Origin of the sequence: Brevibacillus sp. BD137 (genome assembly GCF_041644655.1) — a bacterium.
Lineage (GTDB): Bacteria > Bacillota > Bacilli > Brevibacillales > Brevibacillaceae > Brevibacillus > Brevibacillus brevis_D.
Genome location: NZ_JAOTNO010000002.1, coordinates 232,601 through 256,242, shown reverse-complemented (window position 1 = coordinate 256,242; position 23,642 = coordinate 232,601). Strand labels below are relative to the sequence as shown.

Below are 23,642 nucleotides of genomic sequence, written 5' to 3'. Positions count from 1 at the left end.
GTATCCTCCTCGTTATTCCTTAGGGAACAATGCGAATTTTTGCCTGATCTTTTAATTGGGATTGTCCCTTGATCACTACCTTGTCTCCTGGTTTCACTCCGGAACCGATAAGCGTCTTCTCCGTTCCTTTCGAAGCAATCGAGATTTCCTTCTCAGCTACTCTCTCGCCATTCACAACGTAGGCTACTGATTTCCCATTTCGCTCAAGGATGGCATCAGTCGGTATGAGAATTCCTGCTTGTCCGTGGCTGGAAGAGACTTCTGCCTTCATTCCGGGAAGTAGCGTACCTTTTGGATTTGGCACTTCTATTTCCACGGGAAAAAGCTTAGATTGGTCAGCAGCCTTTAGTCCCACGTAGGTAATGCTGCCGTTCACCTTGATATTTTGAGAGGGAACCTGCAAATTTAGTTGTGTTCCTTTTTTGAAGCTAGCCAACGATTTTTCGGACACATTCACCTTCACAATCATCGGGTCAAGGTTAATGACTGTTGCAACAGGCTTTTGCGGATTGATCGTATCGCCTTCTTGGACTTGGATATCGGTGACAATGCCGTCAATTGTTGATTTGATGAGCGTGTTTTCCAACGCATTCCTGGAAATGTCCACTTCAACCTGTCCCTGTTGCACACTTGCTTGCGTGACTCGTCCATTTTTATCGGCTGTATTCACTTGCGATCTGGCATTAATTAAAGCAGTTTGCGCCTGATCCAGCTGGCTTTGATACTGGTTTTTTGCTTGCAGATACGCGTTTTCTGCATTCTCAAGCTCACCTTTGGACAAAGCTTTCTCTTCAAACAGCTTTTTCGAGCGGTTGTAATTTGCCTGCGCCAGCGTCAAGCCTTGTTCCATCGTTCGCTTGACACTCGCAAAGGTTTGCTCTGCCTGCTTCAGTTGGCTGTTTGCCAATTCGCCAGACGTCCCCATTTTGTTGGAATGCTCTAGATTTGCCTTGGCGACTGCTAATGCCGCCTCCGCTTGGCGCAGTTTCAATTGCGCTTCGGTTTGATCCAGCTTTCCGATGACTTGTCCTTTTTTTACGGTGTCCCCTTTTTTCACCAGGATTTGTGAGACGGTTCCGGTAGTTTTGCCGTAAATACTCACATCCGTGTTGGCGAATACCTCCGCCAGCAATCTGCCGGAGTCTTTGAGTTCTCCTTCTATGACTTCCTCCACTTGAACATCAACGGAATTCTCCACTTTAATGGTTTCAACCTCAGTACTCGACTGCCTTTCGTTTGATGTTCTTCCTTCTTTCGAATTGGTATTGTCTACGGATTGTGAACTGCATCCCGAGATGATGGTCAAGCCTAAAAGACATGCCACGCCTGAGCTGATTAGCTTCGTCTTCTTCATTGTTCGTAAACTCCTCCCTCTGCCTTACCCAGACTTTTTCATATCGCGTAAACTTCTCAGCACGGAAATAAACATATCCTCACTTGGCTCGATCTCCGCTTCTTTGGTATCAGGGGCAAAAAACTCTTTTTTGATCCGATACAGTAATTCATACCCGATAGGAACCACGAATAAGGTCAGGATCGTCGAAGTAACGAGTCCGCCAATGACTACAATCGCCAAGCTTTTGGTCATCAAGGCTCCTTCAGAAAAGCCGAGGTAAAGTGGCAAGAGTGCGCTGACTGTCGCAACAGCCGTCATAATAATCGGGCGTACGCGGGTAACGCCAGCTTCGACAACTGCCTCACGCATAGAAGTCCCTTCCAGTCTTCTCTGCTGAATATTGTCCACATACACGATTGCATTCGTAACAACGATTCCGACCAGCATCAAAAAGCCGATAAGTGCCGTTATATCGAGAACGGTATCCGAAATGAACAGGCCAAATAATCCGCCGATCACAGCAAGTGGCAAGGACAGTAGAATCGCGAGTGGAGCTGTAGCGTTGCCAAACGTGATGAGCATGACGATGTAGACGATAAAAATCGCTGCACCAATGGCTAAAAGCATATCTTTAAAGCTTTTTTCCATGTCGCTTGAGACGCCTTCAGATGACAGTGTAACTCCGGGGGGCAATTTTTCTGCTTGCAACATCGCGAACAGGAAATTACTCGCTCCTCCTTTGTTGTCACTCGTGATATCTGCTGTAATTTGTACGAATTGTTTTTCGTCCTTGCGCATGATTTGTGATTGAACTTTTTCTTGGTCAATCTCGGCAAAGTCCACCAAACGTACCTGTTGCTTGCTTGGCGTTTGAATGTAAATATTGTTCAGTTCCTCTAACGATTTCGCATGGTTTTCACCGAGACCAAAGAAGAGACTATAGTCTTTGTCGTCGACTTTGATCTTGCCAATTCGGGTATCCGAGACCAGGAGGTTGACCTCTTGAGCCACCTGTACAGGGGAAACTCCCAGTTCCGAGGCTTTGTCTCTATCGACTTTGATGACAACTTCATTTTTGAAATCGTTCAGATTGTCCTTCACGTTGGTCAACAGGGGACTTACTTTCAAGTTTGATTTGACAATTTCGCTTGCCTCTTTCAAGCGAACCAAATCTGGTCCATACAGGATCACCTTAAACTTGTTGGTATCGCTGCTACCAGGTTTCGTCAAGGCCATCTCAGATCCTAGTGGAATCATCGGTTTGACGATTCCCTCAAATTTCTTGATGGTTTGGTCGAGATTCACATCTTGCCCTATTTTGATTAGCAAGAGGGCTTGGTTCGATTGGCGTATTTCCGCCTCATTTTCAGAGCCAAGATTGATTTCTATGTACTCTACTTCAGGCTGCTCCATCAATTTACTTTCGACCTGGGCAACCGTTTGATCGAGTCCATCTAGTTGTGTACCTTTTGGCATCGTTACTTGTGCGAATATGTACTTCGCTTCCGGATCAGGAAACAATCCGTATTTCATGTATGGGAGTAGCGCTAGACTTGCGACAAATAGAACGAGTGACAGAAATCCGACAGCGGGCTTGCGGTTGAGTGACCATTGAAGTAACTTCCTGTACGTGTCAGACCCTTTCCCTTGTTCATGTTCCTTGATATTGTGGTCTTTTAAGATCATCAGCTTGGCTAACAGTGGAACAATCGTCACGGCTACTAATAGTGAGGCAAACAGCGAGCATACAACCGTTAGAGCAAATGGGCGGAATACTTCTCCGATCATCCCTCCAACAAACACAATAGGTAAAAATACGGCGGTTGTCGTAAAAGTCGATGAAGTAATGGCATGTAGCATTTCGTGGGTGGCCATTTGAATCAAGTTTTCCTTGCGTTCTTTGTTCAATTGCAAATGGCGGAAAATATTCTCGATGACGACGATACTGTCATCCACAACTCGTCCTACAGCCACTGCCATCCCAAATAGTGTGATCATATTGAGTGTGATCCCCATCCAGGACATGAAGATCAGACTTACTAGGATGGATGTTGGGATAGAGACGAGGACGATGAGGGTTGCTTTTACATGACGCAAAAAGAACAAAATGACTACAGAAGCCATAATAGCTCCAAGCAAGCCTTCTTTGAGCATGCCATTAATCGAATTCTTGATATCGACAGAAGTGTCATAAATCGTGGTAAAGGTTAAGTCCGGGTACTCTTCTTTCAAAAGGGATAATTTTGCATTAATAGCATCACCGGTTTCTACCGCATTGGCGTCACGTGTTTTGTAAATATTGATGTTAATTCCATTCTTGCCGTTATAGCGGCTGATCGAATTAACGACTTCATCAAAATTGACTTCAGCGATATCGCCAAGCCTGACGTAGGTAAGCCCATTTGTGGGGTCACTCGGGAGGAAAATCTTCGTGTTTCGAATATCATCCACATTGAGGTAACGGCTTACCACGCGAATGATGCGCTCTTCCCCATCCTCGGTGATCGAACCGATTGGAAGGGCTACGTGATTGTCAAGTAAAAGCTGTTTCAGCTGCAATGGAGAGATTCCGTAGTAGTTTAGCGCATCTACCTTTGGCAGGATTTTCATTTCTTTGAATTGCCCGCCTATTGTTGATACTTTATCAACACTTTCAATACCTTCTAACTCTTTGAGCACTGTTTCTTTTACGTCGTTGTCAAAATGATCGACTCCACTCTCCTTATCCTGTCCTGTCACAAACAGATAATAGACGGGTTGATTGCTGAAGCCCTGAATCATTACTTGAGGTCTGTTTACTTTGCTGGGAAGCGCAATACTGGAGATTTTTCTTTCCAGCTCGTCCCTGACTGCTTGTACATCTGAACCCGTCTCCAAGTAGACCTGTAGCGTGGAACTATTGTTGCTTGAGTAAGACTCCACTGCCTTAACGCCTGTTACATGCCCAACTTCACGTTCCAATGGCTTCGTTACATCATCGAGAACATCTTCTGGAGATGCATCCGGATAAGTAGTATTGACTAGAAGCACTGGGAAAGTGATATCCGGCATGTTCTCTACCTTGAGAGACATGGCGGCAATGATTCCACTAACTACGATAAGCAGGCTCATAATAATAATAGCTGTGGAGTTTCTGAGAGAAAAATTCGTTAGAAAACGCAAGGCATGCCCCCCTCATTCCTAATAAATTCCATTCTCTATATTACCCCTCATTTTTTCCGTATTCAATAAATTTCCATAAAAATTAAAATTTGTTTTCTGTGACGCTTTTTTACCAAACAGAAAGAAGACCAAAAACCATCTTGCGACGGAGTTTTTGATCTACTTTCTTGAATAACGTCTCGAAATGTAAAGAAATTGTATGTTTTTTACACATACGAAATCGTGTGGGAAGCGGTCTTATTTGATGAAACCGTGAAGGATGATATCCCCTATCGCGTGCGCAATCATTGCATACTCCAGACCGCGCTTCCAGTAGAGGTAACCGAATAAGATTCCTGCCACCCCGTTAAGGGCAAGTGTGCGAATGAACAACAGCGGGGTAATCTCACCAAAATAGACATTTGCCGCTGGGAGATGACCAAGCCCAAATATAAGGGCCGCCCCAATGATCCCTGTCCAGTACATCCAGGGCTTAGGAGACGAGTTACGTCCGAATAGCTTGCTACAAATCCACACGATCATGGTCATCATGAACAAGCGAACCATGACTTCCTCGTATACGCCGCCTTGAATGGATGTCAGGATCCCTGCCCAAACCGATACTTCTACGTTTTGGGCTTTTTCCGCCAAGATTGGCAGTAATGGTTGGAAAACGGCGAATTCCAGTAGGAGGAGAAGACCTGTTGCTGCCAATCCAAAGATGACTGCTTGAATGATTCCCTTTTTGTTAAAGGACTCTCCGCCCGTTTTATATAACCACTTCCGAAGGACAGGGGCATCCAGCCCAACCTTGGTTGCGAAGGTCAATCCAATCCATGAAAACAGAAACGCCATGATGGTCCCCTGCAATACAAAAATTGTCATTGCCACCGGCACCGGGATAGGTACCATGGCTAATGCATCCCCGCCAATTGCTAGCAAATAAGGAATAGCTGCGATAAAACCGATAGCGCTCACCAACGACAATAGAAATGCTATTTTCAAGTTTTTCATTTTACTTTCCCCTTCCTGTTTTTTTGTAATAGTAGCGGCTGCTTCCAATCGAAATCAGAATGGTCACCAACACAATGATCAGCATGAGGCTGTAATGGATGGTTGTTGGTAAGAATGACGTGAGCATGATGAGGATTCCTCCGATGAAGAACACACGGGAACTCAACAGGTGGGTATTTTTCCAGACCTCTTCACTAGCGAGTGACCATGGCGTGCGTATCCCAATCAGATAGTTATGTCGAAACCTAGGCATGAAATTCCCTATCGTTACAAAGAGAATTCCCAAAATAAGGGTTACGAATATTCCAATATTTAACATATATCCATATCCATATGCGATGATTACGCTATGGATGACGAGAAGTACGATCATTAATGTATGCAAGATTGTATCGTGACTGCTTTGGAACTTTTTATAATACTGTTTTTGACTGCGAACAGCCACGAAAAGAAACAGCATCACAACCGGAATAAAGGTTACACCCACAAGCTTAGGCGCAAAACCATTCGGTTCGCCATTTGGTCCCCAATGAATGACCATCTGATCTGGCATGGAGGGATAACAAATTACGCCTAAGACAACACTGATGAAAAAAAACAAGATAGACAAATTGGATTTATTCATGTGATTCCCTCACTTTCTAATGAAATTGGATAAACCATTTTAATAAGTCTTGAAAAACAGTCGTATTCAGTGAGTAGTAGATGTTTTGCCCTTTTCGTTCGTCGTAAACCATTTGTGCCTGTTTCAACAAACTGAGGTGGTGGGAGATGCTGGGCTTTGTCATTTGAAAATGGTCAGCTATTTCTCCAGCCGTCATATCTTTCTCCCTCAACAGGTCAAGAATTTTTCTTCTTGTGGGATCAGAGAGTGCCTTAAATGCATAATTCATGGACATAATCAATCGATCCTACTTTCATACATCGTTTTTAGATATTTAGAAATTTATCTAAATATTGAATTGAAGAATGCCTTGTGCCAACTCGTAAGGCACTACTGGATCGTTTATCTGTATATCAATACTACCACAAACACTATTTTTTTCCAACTATTACATACAATTCATCCCAACTAAGCATTCAAAATGTCATCAGTCTGCCACTTCTTTGGTTGGGGTTAACTATTTGCTTCCCTTGCAAATCTCAAAGTGTGTACAATGTCGAGTGACATAAGCATTTTCTGGCAGACGCAGTCAGTATCCTTGGTTATATCACTCGACAAGAATCAAAAAGCAATCTATGAGCACATCTTATCAATTACGATTGGATACGTGAATATCTAAATGTATGCCAAATTTCATTATCATCCTTAATGGTTAGATAGATTTGCCCTGCTCCATAATCCCCCATGGCTACGTACTCTTTTCCAGGAGTATATTCGCCTACATAATTACCATAATAATCGCTGTCAAATGTTAATCTTCTTCCTGATATTTCAAAGGTTACGGATGACTCTGTCGCTTCTATACATTTGACATTTACTTTATCTACTCCTGGCTGTTGATAAGTTTGATCATTTTGAGTTTGCACTGAGCTCTGCTGTCTGACCACTTCTAAATCCTTTTTTAATCCACCATTCTTTTTTGTACATGCTGACATGGCCGCTTGTACCTCCGCCAGATGTCGTTCTAATCTGGCAATATGTCTCAGCAATTCGTAATTGTTGTAGTGTCTACCTTCTCCCGCTGAAATTGGATAATAACCCTCTTGTGGATACCACCCGTACATAAATTCCCTCCTCCATTGGCTTTCACACACTTTACGTTATGGATTTTCCGCCTATTTCGTTCGCCTATTTTCCCATAAATTAGGTTTGTGCTGACTCCTCTAAATGAAATAGCGGCCACCTAAGACCTGAAAATAAAGTCTTAGATTGACCGCTGTTTCTATCACTTATCAAATTCCACTCCATATTTATTGAAGATGGCCGTGTATTTATTTTCGAATATGGTCCATCGTTTTTCTGTTCCGTACTTTTCCTGCAAAGCCTTCCAATAATGTTTAGCCGCTGCTACATCATTTGATTGTAAAAGCAGATGAAAGCTCTCTTCGCTCAGATGTAAAAATGGCCCTGAAGTGTAATAATCCACAATGGATCTGGCACTGGTCATCGTATCATAGAAATGAATCACCTCTTCTAATCCACTTAGAATTGTTTTTCTTACATCATCCATATTCGTATCCGGAGTGATTGAAAATCGATCTGGTACAGATTCAACAATCTCCCCCATTCTTGCTCTGAAGTGACACTCCGCTTCTAAAGGTGCTGTTAGAATCTCTCTCGATTGTATTTGTGCCAACTCCGCTGCATAAATACCACAGTTCACATAAAACATTACATGGTCCGCTGCATTGCCAGCAGATTTTTGGAAGTTGAACATGTAGATGAGGCTTTCGGTTTTCTTAGTGAAATTCAAACCCTTCTTTGCGAATCCACGCTTAGAAAGGAACGGCTTAACGTCCTGTTTCATCATATCGGTAAAGAGCTGCTGCAACATGATCCCTCCTAGAAGATTTTTTTGGTATGTCGTACATCCGCCAAAAATCACAAGCTCTTACGCCAGGCCAAGCTAGGTCGAGCAGAAAAGCGACAGCAGCTCCCGCAGTGTACCGCACAAGGTCCGCCGTTAAAAATCCCTTTCCTAATACCAACGCCCCAAGAGTTGTCTTCCGAAGGGAATTGATCCAGTCGGCCTGATACAATTGGCTGGCCTCGATCGCAAAGCAAAACGCGAGGCTGCACCACAGCGAGAAAGAAATCTTTTTGTGAGCATAACAAGTGCGAAAGCCGAAGTAGATCATGCAAGCCCATAATGCATCGCCAAAATGCTCCGCTACAAAGACAGGCAACACATCGGCGAACGCTCTGGACCCTAAGCCCAAAGCCATAACAACAAAAACGGCCGCGATATAGGCGCCCCTGTCTCTCCATCGACACGCGGAGCGCTTGTTACAAGTGCTCATAGGTATCATACGGTAGTCCTTCCATTCGGCTTTGTGCATACATAATTAAAATTTCATGAAAGTAATCGTAAATCTTGTAAAGCTGTCTTTTTCACTCTCCACTTTCATCAAGGCATGATGTGCTTCGATAATGGCTTTGACTAGCGCCAATCCAATTCCAGTCGAATCCTGCTTTCTAGAACCTGTTGCTTTGTAGAATCGATCAAAAATATGCGATAATTCTTCAGGTGCGATTCCTTCGCCAAAGTCTTGAATCACCAACTCTGTATAGATCGGCGTATCTTTTACTTGAATCATGATTGTACTGCTGGGTTTGGAATGCTCGATCGCATTCTTCAGCAGGTTCAACAATGCTTCCTGCATCCATAGTTTATCGTGGGCGACGACGATTTCCTTCGGCGCATCCCAGTCAATCGCTATATGCTTATCACTGATCATGCTTGTCAAACGATCTAAAACTTCATCAATCGTATCCACCAAATTGGCTGGCTCTCTATCAAATGAAATAGCGTTGGCGTCAATTTTCGCTACTTTTAATAAATTTTGTATTAAGACATTCATTCTGGAGATTTGAACTTCATTATTTTGCAGGAGTTGAACTTGCTGCTGACGAGAAAGTTCTGCATTCAACAACATTTCATTGTAGATGGATATCGTTGAAAGAGGCGTTTTTAATTGATGGGAGATATCTTGCAGCATTTGTGCTAAAAACTCTTTCTCTTCCAAAAGATCCTGCATGCTTTTTCGAATAATATTTTTCATGGAACGGAAGGATGCCGCTAGTTTAGCGAGATCCCCTTCCTTATTTTCATTGATGACTACCGAGTAGTCCCCATCGATTATTTTTTTTGCTGAAGAAGTAAGTTGTCTAATTTTATGGAAGACCATCTTGTATTGCATATAGCTTGCTCCAAGCAACATCAAACTGAAACAAATCAATCCCCAATAAATCCATTGATTATGGCTGGAAATATGTTTATTTAAAAGGGGAAAAAGCTCTGATCCCAAATCTTCATATAGTCCGTACTGTCTAAAGAGCTCTCTTCCTTTTTCCTGGTACACACTTGAATTAGATGCGTGACTTGTTAAGACTTTCATAATTTCCGCTTCATTCTCGGGATTTTGTTCAACCAATCTAGCCGTAATTTCACCCCAGGTTGCAATGGAGTCGCTTTTCAAAGCATCATAAAATAGTTGATGGGCAATAAACTGGTAAATGGTAAATAGTGATAACAGAACGGCAAGTATCGTCATGTACCCTTTCAATTCGGTATTCTTCATCATCTTACTCTCTACTCACATCCTTATTCCACCGATAACCTAATCCTCTTTGGGTAACGATAAACTGTGGATTTTTGGGGTCATCTTCCACTTTATCTCGTAGACGCTTAATGTAGACAGATAGCGTGTTTACATCAAAAAAAGCATCTTCTCCTTCCGATACTTTCATCAGGAGATCATCTCTTTTTAGTGCTTTATGGGCGTTCATCATGAAAGTTAGCAGAAGCTTGTATTCAAGATTGGTTAATGGAATGCTTTCCTGATTTTTGTAAGCCTTGACTAGATTCGTATCTATTTTTATATTTTCAGATGCTAAGGTGATGGAGGAAGCTTCCAACCTCCCGCGTTTGCGTAACTGTACTTTCACTCGAGATATGAATTCTTTGACTCGGAAAGGTTTCGTTATATAATCGTCCCCGCCAATATCCAGGCCCATTACTACATTTGCTTCTTCATCCAAGGCCGTTAAGAAAATAATAACCGCTGAATCGTTTTGCTCTTTAAAATGCAGACATAAATCATAGCCGTTTCCATCTGGAAGACCGACATCCAGGATAGCCAAATCAAAAGGTTGCTGATTAAACTGGTGTTTCGCTTCTTTTATACTAGAGGCTCTGACCACCTCATAGCCTTCATTCCGCAAGGAGAATTCGATGGCCAGACCAAGCGCCTCATCATCTTCCACAAGCAATATTTTATGCAAGGTTGTCATCTCCTCATTTTCATTCCAGTGTTCAGCCATTGACCAAACCGAAAAGCCCGACTATAAAATAGTCAGGCCCATTTTATCATTGTTCCCTGATAACATCGATAAGATTATCTTTTTGAATTTTTCTCAGTGGTAATAGAACAGATAAAAAGCTGATGAGCAAAGCTGAAACAAACGTAATGAGACAAGCTTCGTAGGGGATCGTCCATTCGACCTTCAAGACACCGGAAGCCGCCAAATAGATAATATAAGAAAGTATACAACCGAAAAAGATCCCTTGTAAACTTCCAGAAACACCGTAAATCAGCGCTTCATAGATGATCATTTTTTTCAAATTCCTTTGTGACATGCCTATGGATTTTAACGCAGCCAGTTCTTTTCGTCTGATGATGATGCTGATCGTAATCGTATTAAGGATATTGAGACTGCCAATTAACGAAATGACAGTGATAAAACTGTATGCCAGCACTTTTATCTCGAGCTCCGAATCTTTCATTACTTTATTCTCTTCGATGCGATTCCCGATGGTAATGTCGTGTTTTTTTCCAATAGACTCCTCGATGTGAGCAACAGTTGTAAGAGATTGAGTTTTATCCTTCAAATCGATTTCAAAACGGCTGCCCTGTTCTTTCACTCCGGATATATTTTCAACCGACTTCAATAGCTCCAAAATTTGCTGTCTTTCTGCTGAAAAATCATCATGAACTGGTTGCAGAGTGATGGAAAGATCTGATTTCCTCGATGATAAATCTTTCACATATTGGTGTGCAAGTGCGATATCCATCATAGACGAGAAAGTAATAAACAATACACTGGATATAATGATGGATAGGATCGTAATGGTATAACGATTTTTATTTCTTTTGACATTTTTCAAAGCCAGGCTCAAGGGGAAAGATAACGGCTTTTTCAACACGTTATTCTTGTGTTTTTTGAACACCTCTTTTTTAATGGACAACCTGCTGCTGATGGCCAGCAGTGGGGATATTCTGCCCGCAAAAAAAGCCGGGTAATAACTGGATGCTAATACAGCCGTCAGCGTAATGATCGAACTGATGAATAAAATCCACCAATCGATATGAAAGAACGAAGCACCTGCACTATCTTCTAAAATGAGCGGGAAAATGGATTGGAGAGCAGCGACCGCCAATATGCTACATACAAGTCCAATCGGTATAGCGATGACAGCCAGCACAGCAGCTTCTCTCATCACGATTTGTCTAATTTGCTTTCGCGTAGCGCCGATGCTTCGGAGCAAGCCGAACTGCTTCATTCGCTCTACGACGCTGATTTGAAAAGCGTTGTAAATCACCACAACGCTCGCGATCACAACAATACTGACGGCGATGACGAGTACGGCCAAAATCGATTGATTCGATTCTGGTTTCAAAACTGTGATCAATCGCTCATTGATCACAAGATTCTCGTCTTCCGTAAGTGATTTCATCTCCTCTACAACCTCTTTAACGTCCGCATTCTCGTTGATTTCGGCTAGGATCATACCCTCTCCCATAGCAAAATCATGCTTATAGGTTAGGAAACGACCAACTTTATTTTCCTGAGTGGATGCGCGATTATCCAGTAAACCAACCAGTTGATAGGTTTGACCATCAAGTGCAAATGAGTCGCCGATCTGAAGATCCTTTTTCAAGTAAGGAAGCGTCCATGATTCGACTGCTGCTTCATGCTCATTGGCTGGTAATCTGCCATCAACGAAACTGTAGGTTAAAAACTCCAAGGCGCGATGATCAGCGAAATTCTTTTGAACAGAAACCTCTCCAACCGGAACGATGCCGCCCTGAGACATCAAACCAAACGAAGCAATTTGAGGATTATATTTGATTTTGTTCAATAGTGCTTCATCGTAATTGGAAATACCGAGATGAAAAGAAAACCCGCTTAACTTCTTGATCCTCTCAATTTGTGATAGTTGTGATCCTTTCATATAAAGGCCGACTGTGGAAATTAACGCTACAGAAAGTATGATTCCGATCAAAGTCAAAATCGTTCGTTTCATATTTCCCTTTAAATACTTGCTGCTTAATTGTTTATAGCTGCTGATCAAAATCATTCTCCTCCAGTCTTTTGGCTAATTCGCAGCAAGCCGTTGATCTGAAATGATCGTACCGTCTTCTATCGTGATGATCCGGTCAGAAGCCGAAGCAATTGCAAGATCGTGCGTAATCAAGACAATGGTTTGATTGTATTTCCTGGCAGTCAATCGTAATAGATCCATGACTTCCTTCGTATTTCGCGTATCGAGATTACCTGTGGGTTCATCCGCTAAAATCAAGTGCGGACGATTCATTAAGGCCCTACCGATAGAGACTCGTTGCTGTTGACCCCCCGATAATTCGGAAGGCAAGTGGTCTTTTCGTTCATGGAGACCCAGGATTTCAATCAGTTCATCTAAATACGTCATATCTATCGGTTCATCATCCAATAACATGGGCAACGCGATATTTTCCTGGACATTCAATACCGGGATCAAATTAAAAAACTGAAAAATAAACCCGACTTTTCTTCTTCTGAATATGGAAAGTTCATCATCTGTATAATCGTAAATATTATGATCCCCAATGAATACTTGTCCTGAAGTTGGACGATCCAACCCGCCTAAAATATGCAGCAGTGTACTTTTCCCAGAGCCGGAAACACCAACGATGGAAACAAACTCTCCTTGCTCAATAGAAAGGTGAATCCCTTTTAACGCATCTACCTTGCTATTTCCTTCCCCATAACTTTTTACTACGTTTTCCATTCGTACAATTTCCATACAGTTCACCCTCCCATCACTCAAACTCAATCTTGTACGTCTACAAAGTTTACTTTGTCTTCACTATTTGCGTACACCTTCTCGATTTCTTGTAGGACTTGATTCACCTTATCTTTCTTCTTATAATCGAAGCTGCGATTTTCAAACTGGATCAAGGAGAGCGTTGACTCTGCTTCGGTTAATTGGTTGTAGGTCTTGTCGTCAACGATAACAAGATCTGCTTGTGGGATATACCCGATCCACATCTGATGCTTCACATACTCTACAGGTACCATCTGACCGTTCAAATCGATTTGGTTATTCTTCATTTCATAATCACTTGAAGAGTAAAACAGATTTTGACCATTCGATAATTCTTTTATGCTAGTAACAGGGTCTGTAAGAATGGATGAACTGTTTGGGTCTTGTCTGGCTCTGAGAATCCCCTTTTTGATGAATTGCTCAGCTGTGGATCGAGTAACAACCGAATATTTGATTTCTCTTGTATCAAATTCTTGACCTGCTTCTTTTTGATCTTCCTCTGCCAATTTCGTCATTTTTGTCGTTGTAACCAATTTCATTTTGTAGTCAATCGTCTGTTTGGTGTTATCTGTATACAACTCTTTGACCTGATACGCATCCTTTTCTGTACCAATAACAAGAACGCCATCGACCGCTTGCGATGGACCTTCTACAAAGCGGTTTACTCCGAATCCAATCCCTGCAAAGATGACAATAACCAACAAGAAACCTATTACTTTTTTCATCTTAATTGCTCCCTTATAAACGATTTATGTCTGGATTATAGACGAGACTTTCCTGTAATTGAATGACTCTCGTCTAACGATTTTGACCTTCTTTCTTACAATTTAGTAAGAATGGAGATGATGGCATGCTTATTCGACACAGGAAATAAAAAGGCTGTCCCGCAGTCATTATTCATGACTTTTGGGAAAGCCCTCTCTACATTTTTAGATTATGCTTCCTTACGTTCGTTTTTACGATCACGGCAAAGCTTTCTTCATCAATTCGTTAAAAACCAATTGGATAGTTGTACCTTCACCGAGCTTACTTTCTATTCTTATTTCAGCGTCATGAATGTTAGCTATCTCCTTACATAAGGAAAGCCCGAGCCCGAGGCCTCCTCCATTCACTCTCGATCTCGATTTGTCGGACATAAAGAATGGCTCAAACACTTTTGTTATGTCGTCATCAGGAATACCAATCCCTGTATCTTTCACTTCAAGAATAATTCTTGACTCCGTATCTCTGTATGAGCTTAGCAGTATTTTATCGTTGTTCTTCGATGCTTTAATCGCATTGTCTATCAGGTTTGCAAGCAAAATTTTCATCAAATCCTTATCCATGAAAACACTCAGATTCTCCGTCGATATTTCCAGATCGATATTCTTTATGTTCAGCTTTGGAATAAAGGAATGTTTGATTTCCACAAAAAGTTCGTCAAGTTTTCCCTTTTTTAACTCAAAATCTTCTTTTCGCAAAACAATGAGCTCCATCAGCTTAAATGTCAGTTTCTCTAGCCGCTTTCCTTCTTCATAGATAAAGCTTAATGAGTTGATATACGTCTCTTCATCATATTTATTCGTTCGTAAATAATCCGCATAGCCTATGATCGAAGTTAAAGGAGTCCGAAGTTCATGTACCAGGTTATCGATAAACCTTTGCTTGTCTTCTGAAGATCTTTTAAGCTGGTTTACTTTATCTTCTACATCAACGGCCATCAAATTGAAATTTTCCGCTAACAACCCGATTTCATCTTTCGATTTGACCATAACTCTTTCGCTGAAATTCCCGCCTGCAATTATTCTTGTTGACTGGATTAGTTTATTAATCGGTTTTACGATAAACATGCTCATGATGATGGTAACAATGACCAAAATGGCTGAAACAAGAGCATTTAACTTGATTAAAAGGCTTAATAAGTCTTCTCTATTTTCATAGACACTCGAAATATCTTTCACGTAAGAAAGCTTATAGTGGTTATTTTCCAAATAAATATTCTTAGCGATAAATAAGTACGTCTTTTCCCCTAGGTCCCGAATGATGTAATTTACTTTATCGGTTGGGATGTTTAATTCTTCTCGATTCGTAAGAGTTATCTTGTTATTTTTAAAATGACTAAAAATAACTTTGTTTTTTTCATCTATTACATCCAAATATACATCCTGTTCCCCAAAGTTGTCCAAGTACGTACGAATCATGGAATCTATGTTTGGTTTGCCAACTCCTTCTGCATCTGGGGATGAAGATTTTTGAACTTTAAGTAGATAGAGATTTGATTCTAAAGAGTTAGCAAATCGATCCTGTTCACTTATCCCGGAACGGATCTCCATATTAAGATTGAGTTCAAAGCTGCTATTAATCAGGTAAATGGAAGCTGGTACAAAAAAGATTTCAAATATGATTAATGTACATAAAAATATCCTCTGCCAAAATTTCATTTATTCCTCCAGCCTATATCCCAATTTAAATACTGTTTTAATTTCATCTTTCCATCCCAGCTTTTTTCTTAGCTTTTGTATATGGTTGTCAATCGTCCGAGTCTCGCCAACGTAGTCATAGCCCCAAATTTTTTCTATGATTTTTTCTCTCGTTAATACGATGTTTTTATTTTGCACTAAAAACACCAATAATTCGAACTCCTTCAAGGTAAGCTCAATCATTTCACCGTTCTTTTTCACCTTCATTTCTTGCAAGTATACTTCTGTGTCTTTAAAATTTATGATGTTGCTTTTTTTATTGTAATGCCTTAATACATTTTCAATCCTGGCCAGCAATTCAATTCCTTCAAAGGGTTTCGTCATATAGTCATCTACGCCCGCTTTTAATCCATACACCTTATCTGTGACTGAACTTTTCGCAGTTAAAAAAATGACAGGTATCCCTAAAGGTTTGATTTTTTCGAATAACGTAAATCCATCCACTTTCGGAAGCATGACATCCAAAAGTATGAGATCAAAATGATCGCTTTCAATTACACTCAGGGCTTCCTCTCCATCAAAAACGACTGTACTCTTATAATTTGCCGTATTTAAATTCAATTTTATTAAATTTGCTACGGCAATATCATCTTCAACCACTAAAATTTTTATCATACCGTTTTTACCTCGTTCCTTTTGTAACGGTTAGATGGAGTAAGTACCATTTCGGGCACTTACTCCATCTAATCAGTCCTACATTTTTTAATTCACTTTCAGGACTCTGAAATTCTCACGGTAGTCTTTTGCTACGGAAGGTAGAGTGATTAGTCTATCATAATTAATCTCATAACTGGATACGGAATAATTTTTCAGACTAATTGTCATTTTTACATCCCTTCCATCTTCCAGAGCGCAAAGAACACGTATGGTTCCGGAACTAGCACTCTTACTTACCTTCATCGTATTTTCCTTCACTTTTTTCTGTTGTTTACCAAAAAAGTTGATAACCGCAGATTTAACCTTCGCATCATTGATTGTTGTCTCTGCGCTTCGATCTTCATCAGTGAAAGCAGTTAAAGAAACAATTTCACCTGTTCGTTCATTTATGACAATGTTATTCGAAGCGCCCATTGGCTGGTTTAAGTCTTCAGCACGAACAAACTGTACCATGATAACATTTGCCGTATCTTTTTTGGCGTTTTCTTTTAATACAGCTGCATCTTCTTTTGAAACCAAACCCATAAAGTACTTAAAGTCTTCTTGGTTGTTGGTTCGATTTACACGCGCCTTACCAAAAGATTTCGCGTCAAGCCCCCTATAGTCTTTTAGAGCTTTAGTTGCCATTTTTACTGCTTCTTCATCACTAATCTTTCTATTTGCTACTTTGGCTCCAGTGGTTTGATTTGTGCCATTTTCTGCTTTGCTTGCCACTGTTACGACGTTGTTTTTAGTAGAAGGAACCGCATTTTCGCTTGCAAATACAGCTGCTGTAGAACCGCCTACAATGGATAGAGCCATTGACAAAACGAGAATATTTTTTTTGTTCATATGTAATGCCTCCTAAAACTTTTTTGATAAGAGGAGTAAGTACCATTTCGGGCACTTACTCCATCTTATCCGTCCTACAATATCTTCATTTACTTAAAGCGCTCTGAAATTCTCACTGTGGTCTTTTTCTTCAGAAGGTAGCGGGAGTAGTCTGTCATAATTAATCTCATAACTAGATACGGAATAATTCTTCAGACTAATGGTCATCTCTGCATCTCTTCCATCTTCCAGGTTGCAAAGAACACGTATGGTTCCGGAACTAGCAGTCTTACTAACCTTCATCGTATTTTCCTTCACATTTTTCTGTTGTTGATCAAAAAAGCTGATAACCGCAGATTTCACTTTCGCATCATCGATTGTTGTCTCTGAGCTTCTATTTTCATCGGTGAAAGCAGTTAGAGAAACAATTTCACCTGTTTTTTCATTTATGACAATGCGATTAGAAGCGGCCATTGGTTGGTTTAAGTCTTCAGCACGAACAAACTGTACCACGATAACATCAGCCGTATCTTTTTTCGCGTTTTCTTTTAATACAGCTGCATCTTCTTTTGAATATAAATCCATAAAGAACTTAAAGTCTTCTTGGTTGTTCGTTCGATTTACATGCGCCTCACCAAAAGATTTCGCGTCAAGCCCCATATAGTCTTTTAGAGCTTTCGTTGCCATTTTTACCGCTTCTTCATCGCTAATCTTTCCATTTGCTACTTTGACTACATCATTTGTAGTAGTTTGATTTGTGCCATTTCCTTCTTTGCTTGCCAACGTTACGACTTTGTTTTTCGTAGAATGAATTGCGTTATCGCTTGCAAATACCGCTGCTGTAGCACCGCCTACAATTGTTAGTGCCATTGACAAAACGAGAATATTTTTTTTGTTCATGGTAATGCCTCCTGAAATTTTTTGTTTTTGGTTTGGGTACGAAACCCTTGTTACAGTTCATAGAATATAGCGTTCATATGTTAAAAGTATCTTTCAGTTGTCTCCAAGTTGTAAATTCGTTACCGATTCGCTTTCTACTATTACTATAGAAAATATAAAGCAAAGAACAGTATCCAACAACAAATACTGTTCTTTGCTTTATTTTTCAAATTATGCTTATTTAAGATCGAAACGATCTGCATTCATTACCTTCACCCATGCAGCAATGAAGTCACGTACAAACTTTTCTTTGTTATCGTCTTGCGCATAAACCTCTGCAATGGCACGCAGAACAGAGTTTGAACCGAACACGAGGTCAACAGCAGTTGCTGTACGCACGACTTCCCCCGTTTTGGGATCACGTCCTTCAAATACGCCTCCGTCTACTGGCTTCCACTGTATGCCCATATCTAGCAAGTTAACGAAGAAGTCGTTCGTGAGTGTACCTACGCGATCCGTGAATACACCGTGTTGTGTGCCACCGTGGTTTGTCCCGATAACACGCATACCGCCAACGAGTGCAGTCATTTCTGGAGCAGTAAGGTTTAGTAGCTGTGCCTTGTCTATCAGGAGCTCCGCAGGACTGACGCGATATTGCTTCTTCTGATAATTCCGGAAACCATCAGCGATTGGTTCGAGCACAGCAAAGCTTTCTGCATCGGTTTGCTCTTGTGTCGCATCGCCACGTCCAGGAGCAAAAGGAACCGTTACATCAAAGCCAGCAGCTTGTGCAGCTTTTTCTACTGCCGCACTACCGCCGAGTACAATCAAATCGGCCATGCTGACTTTTTTACCAAAGTCCTCTTGAATGACTCCCATGATCGTAAGCACCTTTTCAAGTTTTTTCGGCTCATTCACTTCCCAATCCTTCTGTGGAGCAAGACGGATGCGAGCACCATTCGCGCCACCACGCATATCCGAGCCTCGGAAGGTACTAGCGGAAGCCCAAGCCGTTGTTACCAGCTCGCTGACGGTAAGGCCCGAGTCTAAGATGCGTGTTTTCAGTTCTGCAACATCGGCATCTGTTAATTCATATTCAGCAGTGGGTACAGGATCTTGCCAAATAAAATCTTCTGCTGGAACTTCTGGGCCTAAATATCTTGAGCGAGGCCCCATGTCGCGATGTGTGAGTTTGAACCATGCAGTTGCAAATGCATCTGCAAACTCTTCTGGATTCTCATAGTAACGACGAGAAATCTTTTCGTATGCTGGATCCATACGCAAAGCCATATCCGCAGTGGTCATCATCGTTGGAACACGCACGGACGCATCTTCTGCATCCGGTGCAAGATGCTCATCAGAAGGATTAACAGCAACCCATTGATGTGCACCTGCTGGACTTTTGGTCAGCTCCCATTCATATCCGAATAAGAGTTCAAAGAAACCATTATCCCATTGTGTCGGATTCGCAGTCCAAGCCCCTTCAATACCGCTGGTGATGGCGTCGTGACCTTTACCGGAACCGTGTGTGCTCTGCCATCCTAAGCCCATGGCTTCCAAGGGAGCAGCTTCCGGCTCTGGGCCTACAAGAGCAGCATCTCCTGCGCCGTGAGCCTTCCCAAATGTATGGCCACCTGCCACGAGTGCAACCGTTTCTTCATCGTTCATTCCCATGCGTTTGAAGGTTTCGCGGATGTCACGAGCACTGGCAAGCGGATCTGGATTCCCGTTCGGACCTTCGGGGTTCACATAAATCAGACCCATTTGAACAGCAGCGAGCGGATTCTCGAGATCACGATCGCCGGTGTAACGCTTATCGCCTAGCCATTCCTTTTCAGCACCCCAGTAAATATCTTCTTCTGGATGCCAAACGTCCGCGCGTCCGCCTCCAAAACCGATCGTCTTCCCGCCCATGGATTCAATAGCAGCATTGCCGGCGAGAATGTACAAGTCTGCCCAAGAGATCTTGTTGCCATATTTTTGCTTGATCGGCCATAGAAGGCGTCGAGCTTTATCAAGGTTGGCATTGTCTGGCCAGCTGTTAAGTGGAGCAAAACGCTGTGTGCCAGTTCCAGCACCGCCACGGCCGTCTCCTGTACGATATGTACCAGCGGAATGCCAAGCCATACGGATAAATAATGGCCCGTAATGTCCGTAGTCGGCAGGCCACCAATCTTGGCTGTTTGTCATGAGATCATAAAGATCCTGCTTGAGAGCCTGGTAGTCCAACTTTTTGAACTCTTCTGCATAATCGAACTCTTCTCCCATAGGGTTAGATTTTCTGTCATGCTGATGCAGGATGTTCAAGTTCAACTGGTTGGGCCACCAGTGTTTGTTCGACGTAGCACTAGGGTTGTGATTCGTAGTACTGCCATGCGAAAACGGACATTTTCCAGTGTTAGCGGTTGCCATAGAGTCCATTTGTCCCTCTCCTGTCATTTAAATTAAGTATTAAATAATAATACTTCTAATTAAGTTATATAGCAGTTAATAAGGGAAATCAACATTTTTTTGTTTTTTCCTCTTGAGGATTAAAATATATGAACTCTTTCATTTCCGTATGGTTGATTCTAACGTATGCAAGGACCGTGTAGATTATGATCTTGTCAAGCTCCATTGTTCGCCTTCTTCGATCCATTACAAAAAGCCCACTTTTCTCCCCGTAGCGAAATGTGTGGGCTTTTTGTGCGTAACTAATTTACTTGATTGTTATTTGAAATTCCGAGCCTGGTGTACCGGCAAATACCATTGTTCCGTTCTTCGGCAAAGTCACTTTATTATTGCCACTGACGATGGAATAGTTGAGAGGGTATTTTCCTTCCTCATCATATACCGCGAAAGACCCCTTCTTTGGTAGCTTGACCGTCATCGTTTTGCCTGCTGCCTCTACAGGGACGGTAAACCATTGGGCATGCCCGTTCGCTGGCACCGTGACCTTTTCGTGATTTCTAGCATGGATCGGTTTTACACCTGCGTCGCTGACAAGTAAGTATGCGTTTAGCTTCAAATATTCGATTCCGTTTTCCGTGTAGAACTGGGCTTCTGTCGTATCCCGACCTGCCAAACCTGGGATCTGGATCTGACTCGTAGCGGTGTTCGGACCTGTTATTTTTTTGTCCTGCCAATAACCCGGAAGACCGTCTACGAAGCTCATTTCGAGAATCGGTTTCTCAAAGAAATAAGAATCGGAGGTATATTTCTCGTTCACAAGATAGTACTTCCTGCCTTCCCGATTCGCCCAAGCTTCGGTGGTCTCCTTGGGCAACACATTGGCTTCCAGCTTTTCCGCCGCATACTCTGACATGGCTAACTGCCCTAATCCCGGTAATGACTCGTAGCTTCTCCTCCACAAATACGTGCGTCCGTTCTTTTCGGTGACGAAGCTGATCTTGGAGGTTCCGTTCTCGTTGATAAAGCTTCCGTCTGAAGAATAGAAATACTTCGTCACCGTATCCCCCGGTATTGACAACACTCCGTCCTCGTTGATCTCTACTCGGAACTGCAAATCATTACTGGCGTAGTAGCCTGCTTGATTCAGTATATCTTGGGGTATCTTGGCCTTTGTGGGCTTGCCGAATGATTTTTCCGGCTTGATATTCTTGATTTCGCCCTTTTCCTTAAGGGATTGCAGCAGCAACTCACTTGCCAGCAGTTGATTCGCACCACTGTTACCACCGGATGTTAAGACGGCAGCTGCCATCTTTTTCTCAGGAAGCACGACGAGAGAAGCAGCATACACCGACAAGTCTCCGCCCTTGGCCAAGGCCTTTATTCCGTAATCATGGAACGGGTATAGCTTTACACTGTCCCAGCCCAGACCGTAATTGTTACTATCATCCAAATCCTCTGGCCAAATACCTTTCTTGTATTCCTCCTGTTCCATCGCCCAAACCGATTTTTCAGAAAGAATGTGATTAGCCTGTCCCATAAATAGTTGCGAGAATCGGATCATGTCTTCTGCTGTCGAATGAATGCCACCTTCCGCGATCACAGGAACAAAGCTATTCGGAAGTTGACTTGGATGATCTGGAGCATACACCCCGGCTAGCTGATTGTCTTTCAAATCGTCCTGCGGTGTCTTCGTATGGTTCATCTGCAATGGCTCTGTGAAAGCTTGATGAATAAACGCGGTAAAGCTCATTCCACTGACTCTCTCAACGAGAATCTCGGCAAGCGAAAAGCTGCTATTGGAATACACCGAAAATGCTCCGGGGTCCGCCTTCAAGGTTTGGTCGGACAACGTTTGCAGAAATGTATCATGGGCATAGGTGTCATTATCCTCGAATAATATATCGTTCGGAGATCCAGTTCCCCGCAGACCAGAGGAATGATTCAACAGCATGCGTGGGGTAATGCGGCTATACCGTTTGTCCTTCATTTTGAAATCGGTTATGTACTGGACGACCGGCGTATCCAGATTGATTTTCCCATCGTCTACCAATTTCATGACCGCTGCCGCCCCAAATACTTTGCTGACTGAACCGATCCCATACATGGTATCCTTGGTCAATGGCTTATCGTTCTTGCCGATCTGACCAGAGACTGTGATTTTTCCATTGTCAATCAGCGCATACTGAACGCTAAACGTTTCGGTGGAGTCGATAAGCAACGCTGCCTTCTCAGCAGCGATTTTAGCCAATCCTTGGCTATTCGCGACCTCAGGGGTGATGGTTGCAGCCGTTGCTCCGTTTGGTGCAAGCATCGTCAACGCAAGTGTTGCGGATAGCACCCAAGACTGCTTTTTCTTCATAACAATGTCCTCCTGCAAATATAAGTCATAACATGGGACTATCAGTTCATAGAGTCTGGAGAAATCACTTCCCATTTTCCAAACAGTGTGAATCCTGCTGCTTTCGCCAAAGCCGTAGACGTATGGTTATCGAGTTGGCATCGGTACTGCGGCTCGTATCCCTGACTATAGGCGTATTTAGAGATGGAGCGCACCACTTTACGGGCGTGACCTTTTCCTCTAAAGGACGTCAGCGTAAGTACGCCAAGATCTGCGATTTGCGCATCCTCTTCCCATGGATACATACTGGCAACGCTGACCAGGCGATTTTGCTCAAAAGAACCAAACACTGCCCAGTGATCCAATTCCACATAAGCGTCATCCAAGTCTTGTTCCGATGCGGAGGATGTAAACTCGGAGAAAACCAACTCATCTCGCTCGGTTAACCGGCGCAGGTCACCTTCGAGGTTATCTTGCAACAATACATTCTTATCGGCTTTTGAAAAATAAAAAAGATAGTCTGCGCCATGTAGCGTAACGCCTGCTTCATTCAATTTCTGGCGAAAGATCAACTCAGTCAAGGAATGTTGTTGGAAGAGACCTATTTTTTCAGCGAGCTCAGGTGTTAAGACCGCCATCACTCGTCCATCGGAAGTTTCCAGCACCATGACCCGCCTATCCTCGTCAAGTGCAGGGTTTATGGCAACAGTAAAAGATTGATCGCTATAGAGGATCTCACCGTTCAAAAATTGTTCCCGCCAAAAGTCAGTGATTGTCTGTGAAAATACAGGTTCCCTGCCTACTTGATCTGTCATTATGGTCACTTCCCTTTACGTCAGACTTATGTCAAACACATTCTATAGCTT

At 42.4% G+C, this 23,642-nt stretch carries 20 protein-coding genes; all 20 read right to left on the bottom strand.

Going from position 1 to position 23,642, the window contains the following annotated elements:
* Positions 1–19 precede the first annotated feature (19 nt).
* Positions 20–1,354 (bottom strand): efflux RND transporter periplasmic adaptor subunit, encoded by a 1,335-nt coding sequence (locus tag ODZ53_RS04790; RefSeq protein WP_372676140.1) that lies wholly within the window; start codon positions 1,352–1,354, stop codon positions 20–22.
* 24 nt (positions 1,355–1,378) lie between these two features.
* On the bottom strand, positions 1,379–4,498 hold the full coding sequence (locus tag ODZ53_RS04785) for an efflux RND transporter permease subunit (protein WP_372676139.1): 3,120 nt from the start codon (positions 4,496–4,498) through the stop codon (positions 1,379–1,381).
* A gap of 237 nt (positions 4,499–4,735) precedes the next feature.
* Entirely contained in the window at positions 4,736–5,491 is a 756-nt protein-coding gene (locus ODZ53_RS04780; RefSeq protein ID WP_372676138.1) for a CPBP family intramembrane glutamic endopeptidase, read from the bottom strand.
* A 1-nt stretch (position 5,492) separates the two neighbouring features.
* On the bottom strand, positions 5,493–6,116 hold the full coding sequence (locus ODZ53_RS04775) for an SdpI family protein (RefSeq protein WP_372676137.1): 624 nt from the start codon (positions 6,114–6,116) through the stop codon (positions 5,493–5,495).
* A gap of 16 nt (positions 6,117–6,132) precedes the next feature.
* The gene (locus ODZ53_RS04770) at positions 6,133–6,390 is read right to left on the bottom strand and encodes an autorepressor SdpR family transcription factor (RefSeq protein ID WP_007729097.1); all 258 of its coding nucleotides are present in this window, start codon (positions 6,388–6,390) and stop codon (positions 6,133–6,135) included.
* Between the two features lie 358 nt (positions 6,391–6,748).
* The gene (locus ODZ53_RS04765) at positions 6,749–7,219 is read right to left on the bottom strand and encodes a hypothetical protein (RefSeq protein ID WP_372676136.1); all 471 of its coding nucleotides are present in this window, start codon (positions 7,217–7,219) and stop codon (positions 6,749–6,751) included.
* Between the two features lie 161 nt (positions 7,220–7,380).
* Positions 7,381–7,989 (bottom strand): DUF4304 domain-containing protein, encoded by a 609-nt coding sequence (locus tag ODZ53_RS04760; protein ID WP_372676135.1) that lies wholly within the window; start codon positions 7,987–7,989, stop codon positions 7,381–7,383.
* The gene (locus ODZ53_RS04755) at positions 7,946–8,455 is read right to left on the bottom strand and encodes a ribosomal maturation YjgA family protein (protein WP_372676401.1); all 510 of its coding nucleotides are present in this window, start codon (positions 8,453–8,455) and stop codon (positions 7,946–7,948) included. The genes ODZ53_RS04760 and ODZ53_RS04755 overlap by 44 nt, the downstream gene beginning before the upstream one ends.
* Before the next feature lie 45 nt (positions 8,456–8,500).
* Positions 8,501–9,736, bottom strand: coding sequence for a HAMP domain-containing sensor histidine kinase (locus ODZ53_RS04750; protein WP_372676400.1), 1,236 nt, complete (start codon positions 9,734–9,736; stop codon positions 8,501–8,503).
* Between the two features lie 4 nt (positions 9,737–9,740).
* Entirely contained in the window at positions 9,741–10,448 is a 708-nt protein-coding gene (locus ODZ53_RS04745; protein WP_372676399.1) for a response regulator transcription factor, read from the bottom strand.
* 76 nt (positions 10,449–10,524) lie between these two features.
* Positions 10,525–12,510: an ABC transporter permease gene (locus ODZ53_RS04740; RefSeq protein ID WP_372676134.1), complete on the bottom strand. Its 1,986-nt coding sequence runs from the start codon at positions 12,508–12,510 to the stop codon at positions 10,525–10,527.
* A 24-nt stretch (positions 12,511–12,534) separates the two neighbouring features.
* Positions 12,535–13,221: an ABC transporter ATP-binding protein gene (locus tag ODZ53_RS04735; protein ID WP_372676133.1), complete on the bottom strand. Its 687-nt coding sequence runs from the start codon at positions 13,219–13,221 to the stop codon at positions 12,535–12,537.
* 26 nt (positions 13,222–13,247) lie between these two features.
* Entirely contained in the window at positions 13,248–13,967 is a 720-nt protein-coding gene (locus ODZ53_RS04730) for a lipoprotein BA_5634 family protein (RefSeq protein WP_372676132.1), read from the bottom strand.
* Between the two features lie 237 nt (positions 13,968–14,204).
* Entirely contained in the window at positions 14,205–15,662 is a 1,458-nt protein-coding gene (locus ODZ53_RS04725; protein ID WP_372676131.1) for a sensor histidine kinase, read from the bottom strand.
* Positions 15,663–16,316: a response regulator transcription factor gene (locus tag ODZ53_RS04720; RefSeq protein WP_372676130.1), complete on the bottom strand. Its 654-nt coding sequence runs from the start codon at positions 16,314–16,316 to the stop codon at positions 15,663–15,665.
* 87 nt (positions 16,317–16,403) lie between these two features.
* Positions 16,404–17,189 carry a hypothetical protein gene (locus ODZ53_RS04715; protein ID WP_372676129.1) on the bottom strand — a complete coding sequence of 262 codons (786 nt, stop codon included), beginning with the start codon at positions 17,187–17,189 and terminating at the stop codon, positions 16,404–16,406.
* Positions 17,190–17,282: 93 nt separating this feature from the next.
* Positions 17,283–18,068 (bottom strand): hypothetical protein, encoded by a 786-nt coding sequence (locus ODZ53_RS04710; protein WP_372676128.1) that lies wholly within the window; start codon positions 18,066–18,068, stop codon positions 17,283–17,285.
* Between the two features lie 216 nt (positions 18,069–18,284).
* The gene (katG, locus tag ODZ53_RS04705) at positions 18,285–20,468 is read right to left on the bottom strand and encodes a catalase/peroxidase HPI (RefSeq protein WP_372676127.1); all 2,184 of its coding nucleotides are present in this window, start codon (positions 20,466–20,468) and stop codon (positions 18,285–18,287) included.
* Between the two features lie 277 nt (positions 20,469–20,745).
* Positions 20,746–22,797, bottom strand: a complete 2,052-nt coding sequence (locus ODZ53_RS04700) for a serine hydrolase domain-containing protein (protein WP_372676126.1) — start codon at positions 22,795–22,797, stop codon at positions 20,746–20,748.
* A 41-nt stretch (positions 22,798–22,838) separates the two neighbouring features.
* Positions 22,839–23,591, bottom strand: coding sequence for a GNAT family N-acetyltransferase (locus ODZ53_RS04695; protein ID WP_372676125.1), 753 nt, complete (start codon positions 23,589–23,591; stop codon positions 22,839–22,841).
* Positions 23,592–23,642 lie beyond the last annotated feature (51 nt).

Coding starts and splice junctions, on each gene's coding strand:
- ODZ53_RS04755 (WP_372676401.1), bottom strand. CDS start 8,455: ATGAGCACTTGTAACAAGCGCTCCGCGTGTCGATGGAGAGACAGGGGC.
- ODZ53_RS04715 (WP_372676129.1), bottom strand. CDS start 17,189: ATGAACAAAAAAAATATTCTCGTTTTGTCAATGGCTCTATCCATTGTA.
- ODZ53_RS04765 (WP_372676136.1), bottom strand. CDS start 7,219: ATGTACGGGTGGTATCCACAAGAGGGTTATTATCCAATTTCAGCGGGA.
- ODZ53_RS04770 (WP_007729097.1), bottom strand. CDS start 6,390: ATGTCCATGAATTATGCATTTAAGGCACTCTCTGATCCCACAAGAAGA.
- ODZ53_RS04730 (WP_372676132.1), bottom strand. CDS start 13,967: ATGAAAAAAGTAATAGGTTTCTTGTTGGTTATTGTCATCTTTGCAGGG.
- ODZ53_RS04775 (WP_372676137.1), bottom strand. CDS start 6,116: ATGAATAAATCCAATTTGTCTATCTTGTTTTTTTTCATCAGTGTTGTC.
- ODZ53_RS04790 (WP_372676140.1), bottom strand. CDS start 1,354: ATGAAGAAGACGAAGCTAATCAGCTCAGGCGTGGCATGTCTTTTAGGC.
- ODZ53_RS04710 (WP_372676128.1), bottom strand. CDS start 18,068: ATGAACAAAAAAAATATTCTCGTTTTGTCAATGGCACTAACAATTGTA.
- ODZ53_RS04750 (WP_372676400.1), bottom strand. CDS start 9,736: ATGAAGAATACCGAATTGAAAGGGTACATGACGATACTTGCCGTTCTG.
- ODZ53_RS04735 (WP_372676133.1), bottom strand. CDS start 13,221: ATGGAAATTGTACGAATGGAAAACGTAGTAAAAAGTTATGGGGAAGGA.
- ODZ53_RS04725 (WP_372676131.1), bottom strand. CDS start 15,662: ATGAAATTTTGGCAGAGGATATTTTTATGTACATTAATCATATTTGAA.
- katG (WP_372676127.1), bottom strand. CDS start 20,468: ATGGACTCTATGGCAACCGCTAACACTGGAAAATGTCCGTTTTCGCAT.
- ODZ53_RS04720 (WP_372676130.1), bottom strand. CDS start 16,316: ATGATAAAAATTTTAGTGGTTGAAGATGATATTGCCGTAGCAAATTTA.
- ODZ53_RS04700 (WP_372676126.1), bottom strand. CDS start 22,797: ATGAAGAAAAAGCAGTCTTGGGTGCTATCCGCAACACTTGCGTTGACG.
- ODZ53_RS04695 (WP_372676125.1), bottom strand. CDS start 23,591: ATGACAGATCAAGTAGGCAGGGAACCTGTATTTTCACAGACAATCACT.
- ODZ53_RS04780 (WP_372676138.1), bottom strand. CDS start 5,491: ATGAAAAACTTGAAAATAGCATTTCTATTGTCGTTGGTGAGCGCTATC.
- ODZ53_RS04760 (WP_372676135.1), bottom strand. CDS start 7,989: ATGTTGCAGCAGCTCTTTACCGATATGATGAAACAGGACGTTAAGCCG.
- ODZ53_RS04745 (WP_372676399.1), bottom strand. CDS start 10,448: ATGACAACCTTGCATAAAATATTGCTTGTGGAAGATGATGAGGCGCTT.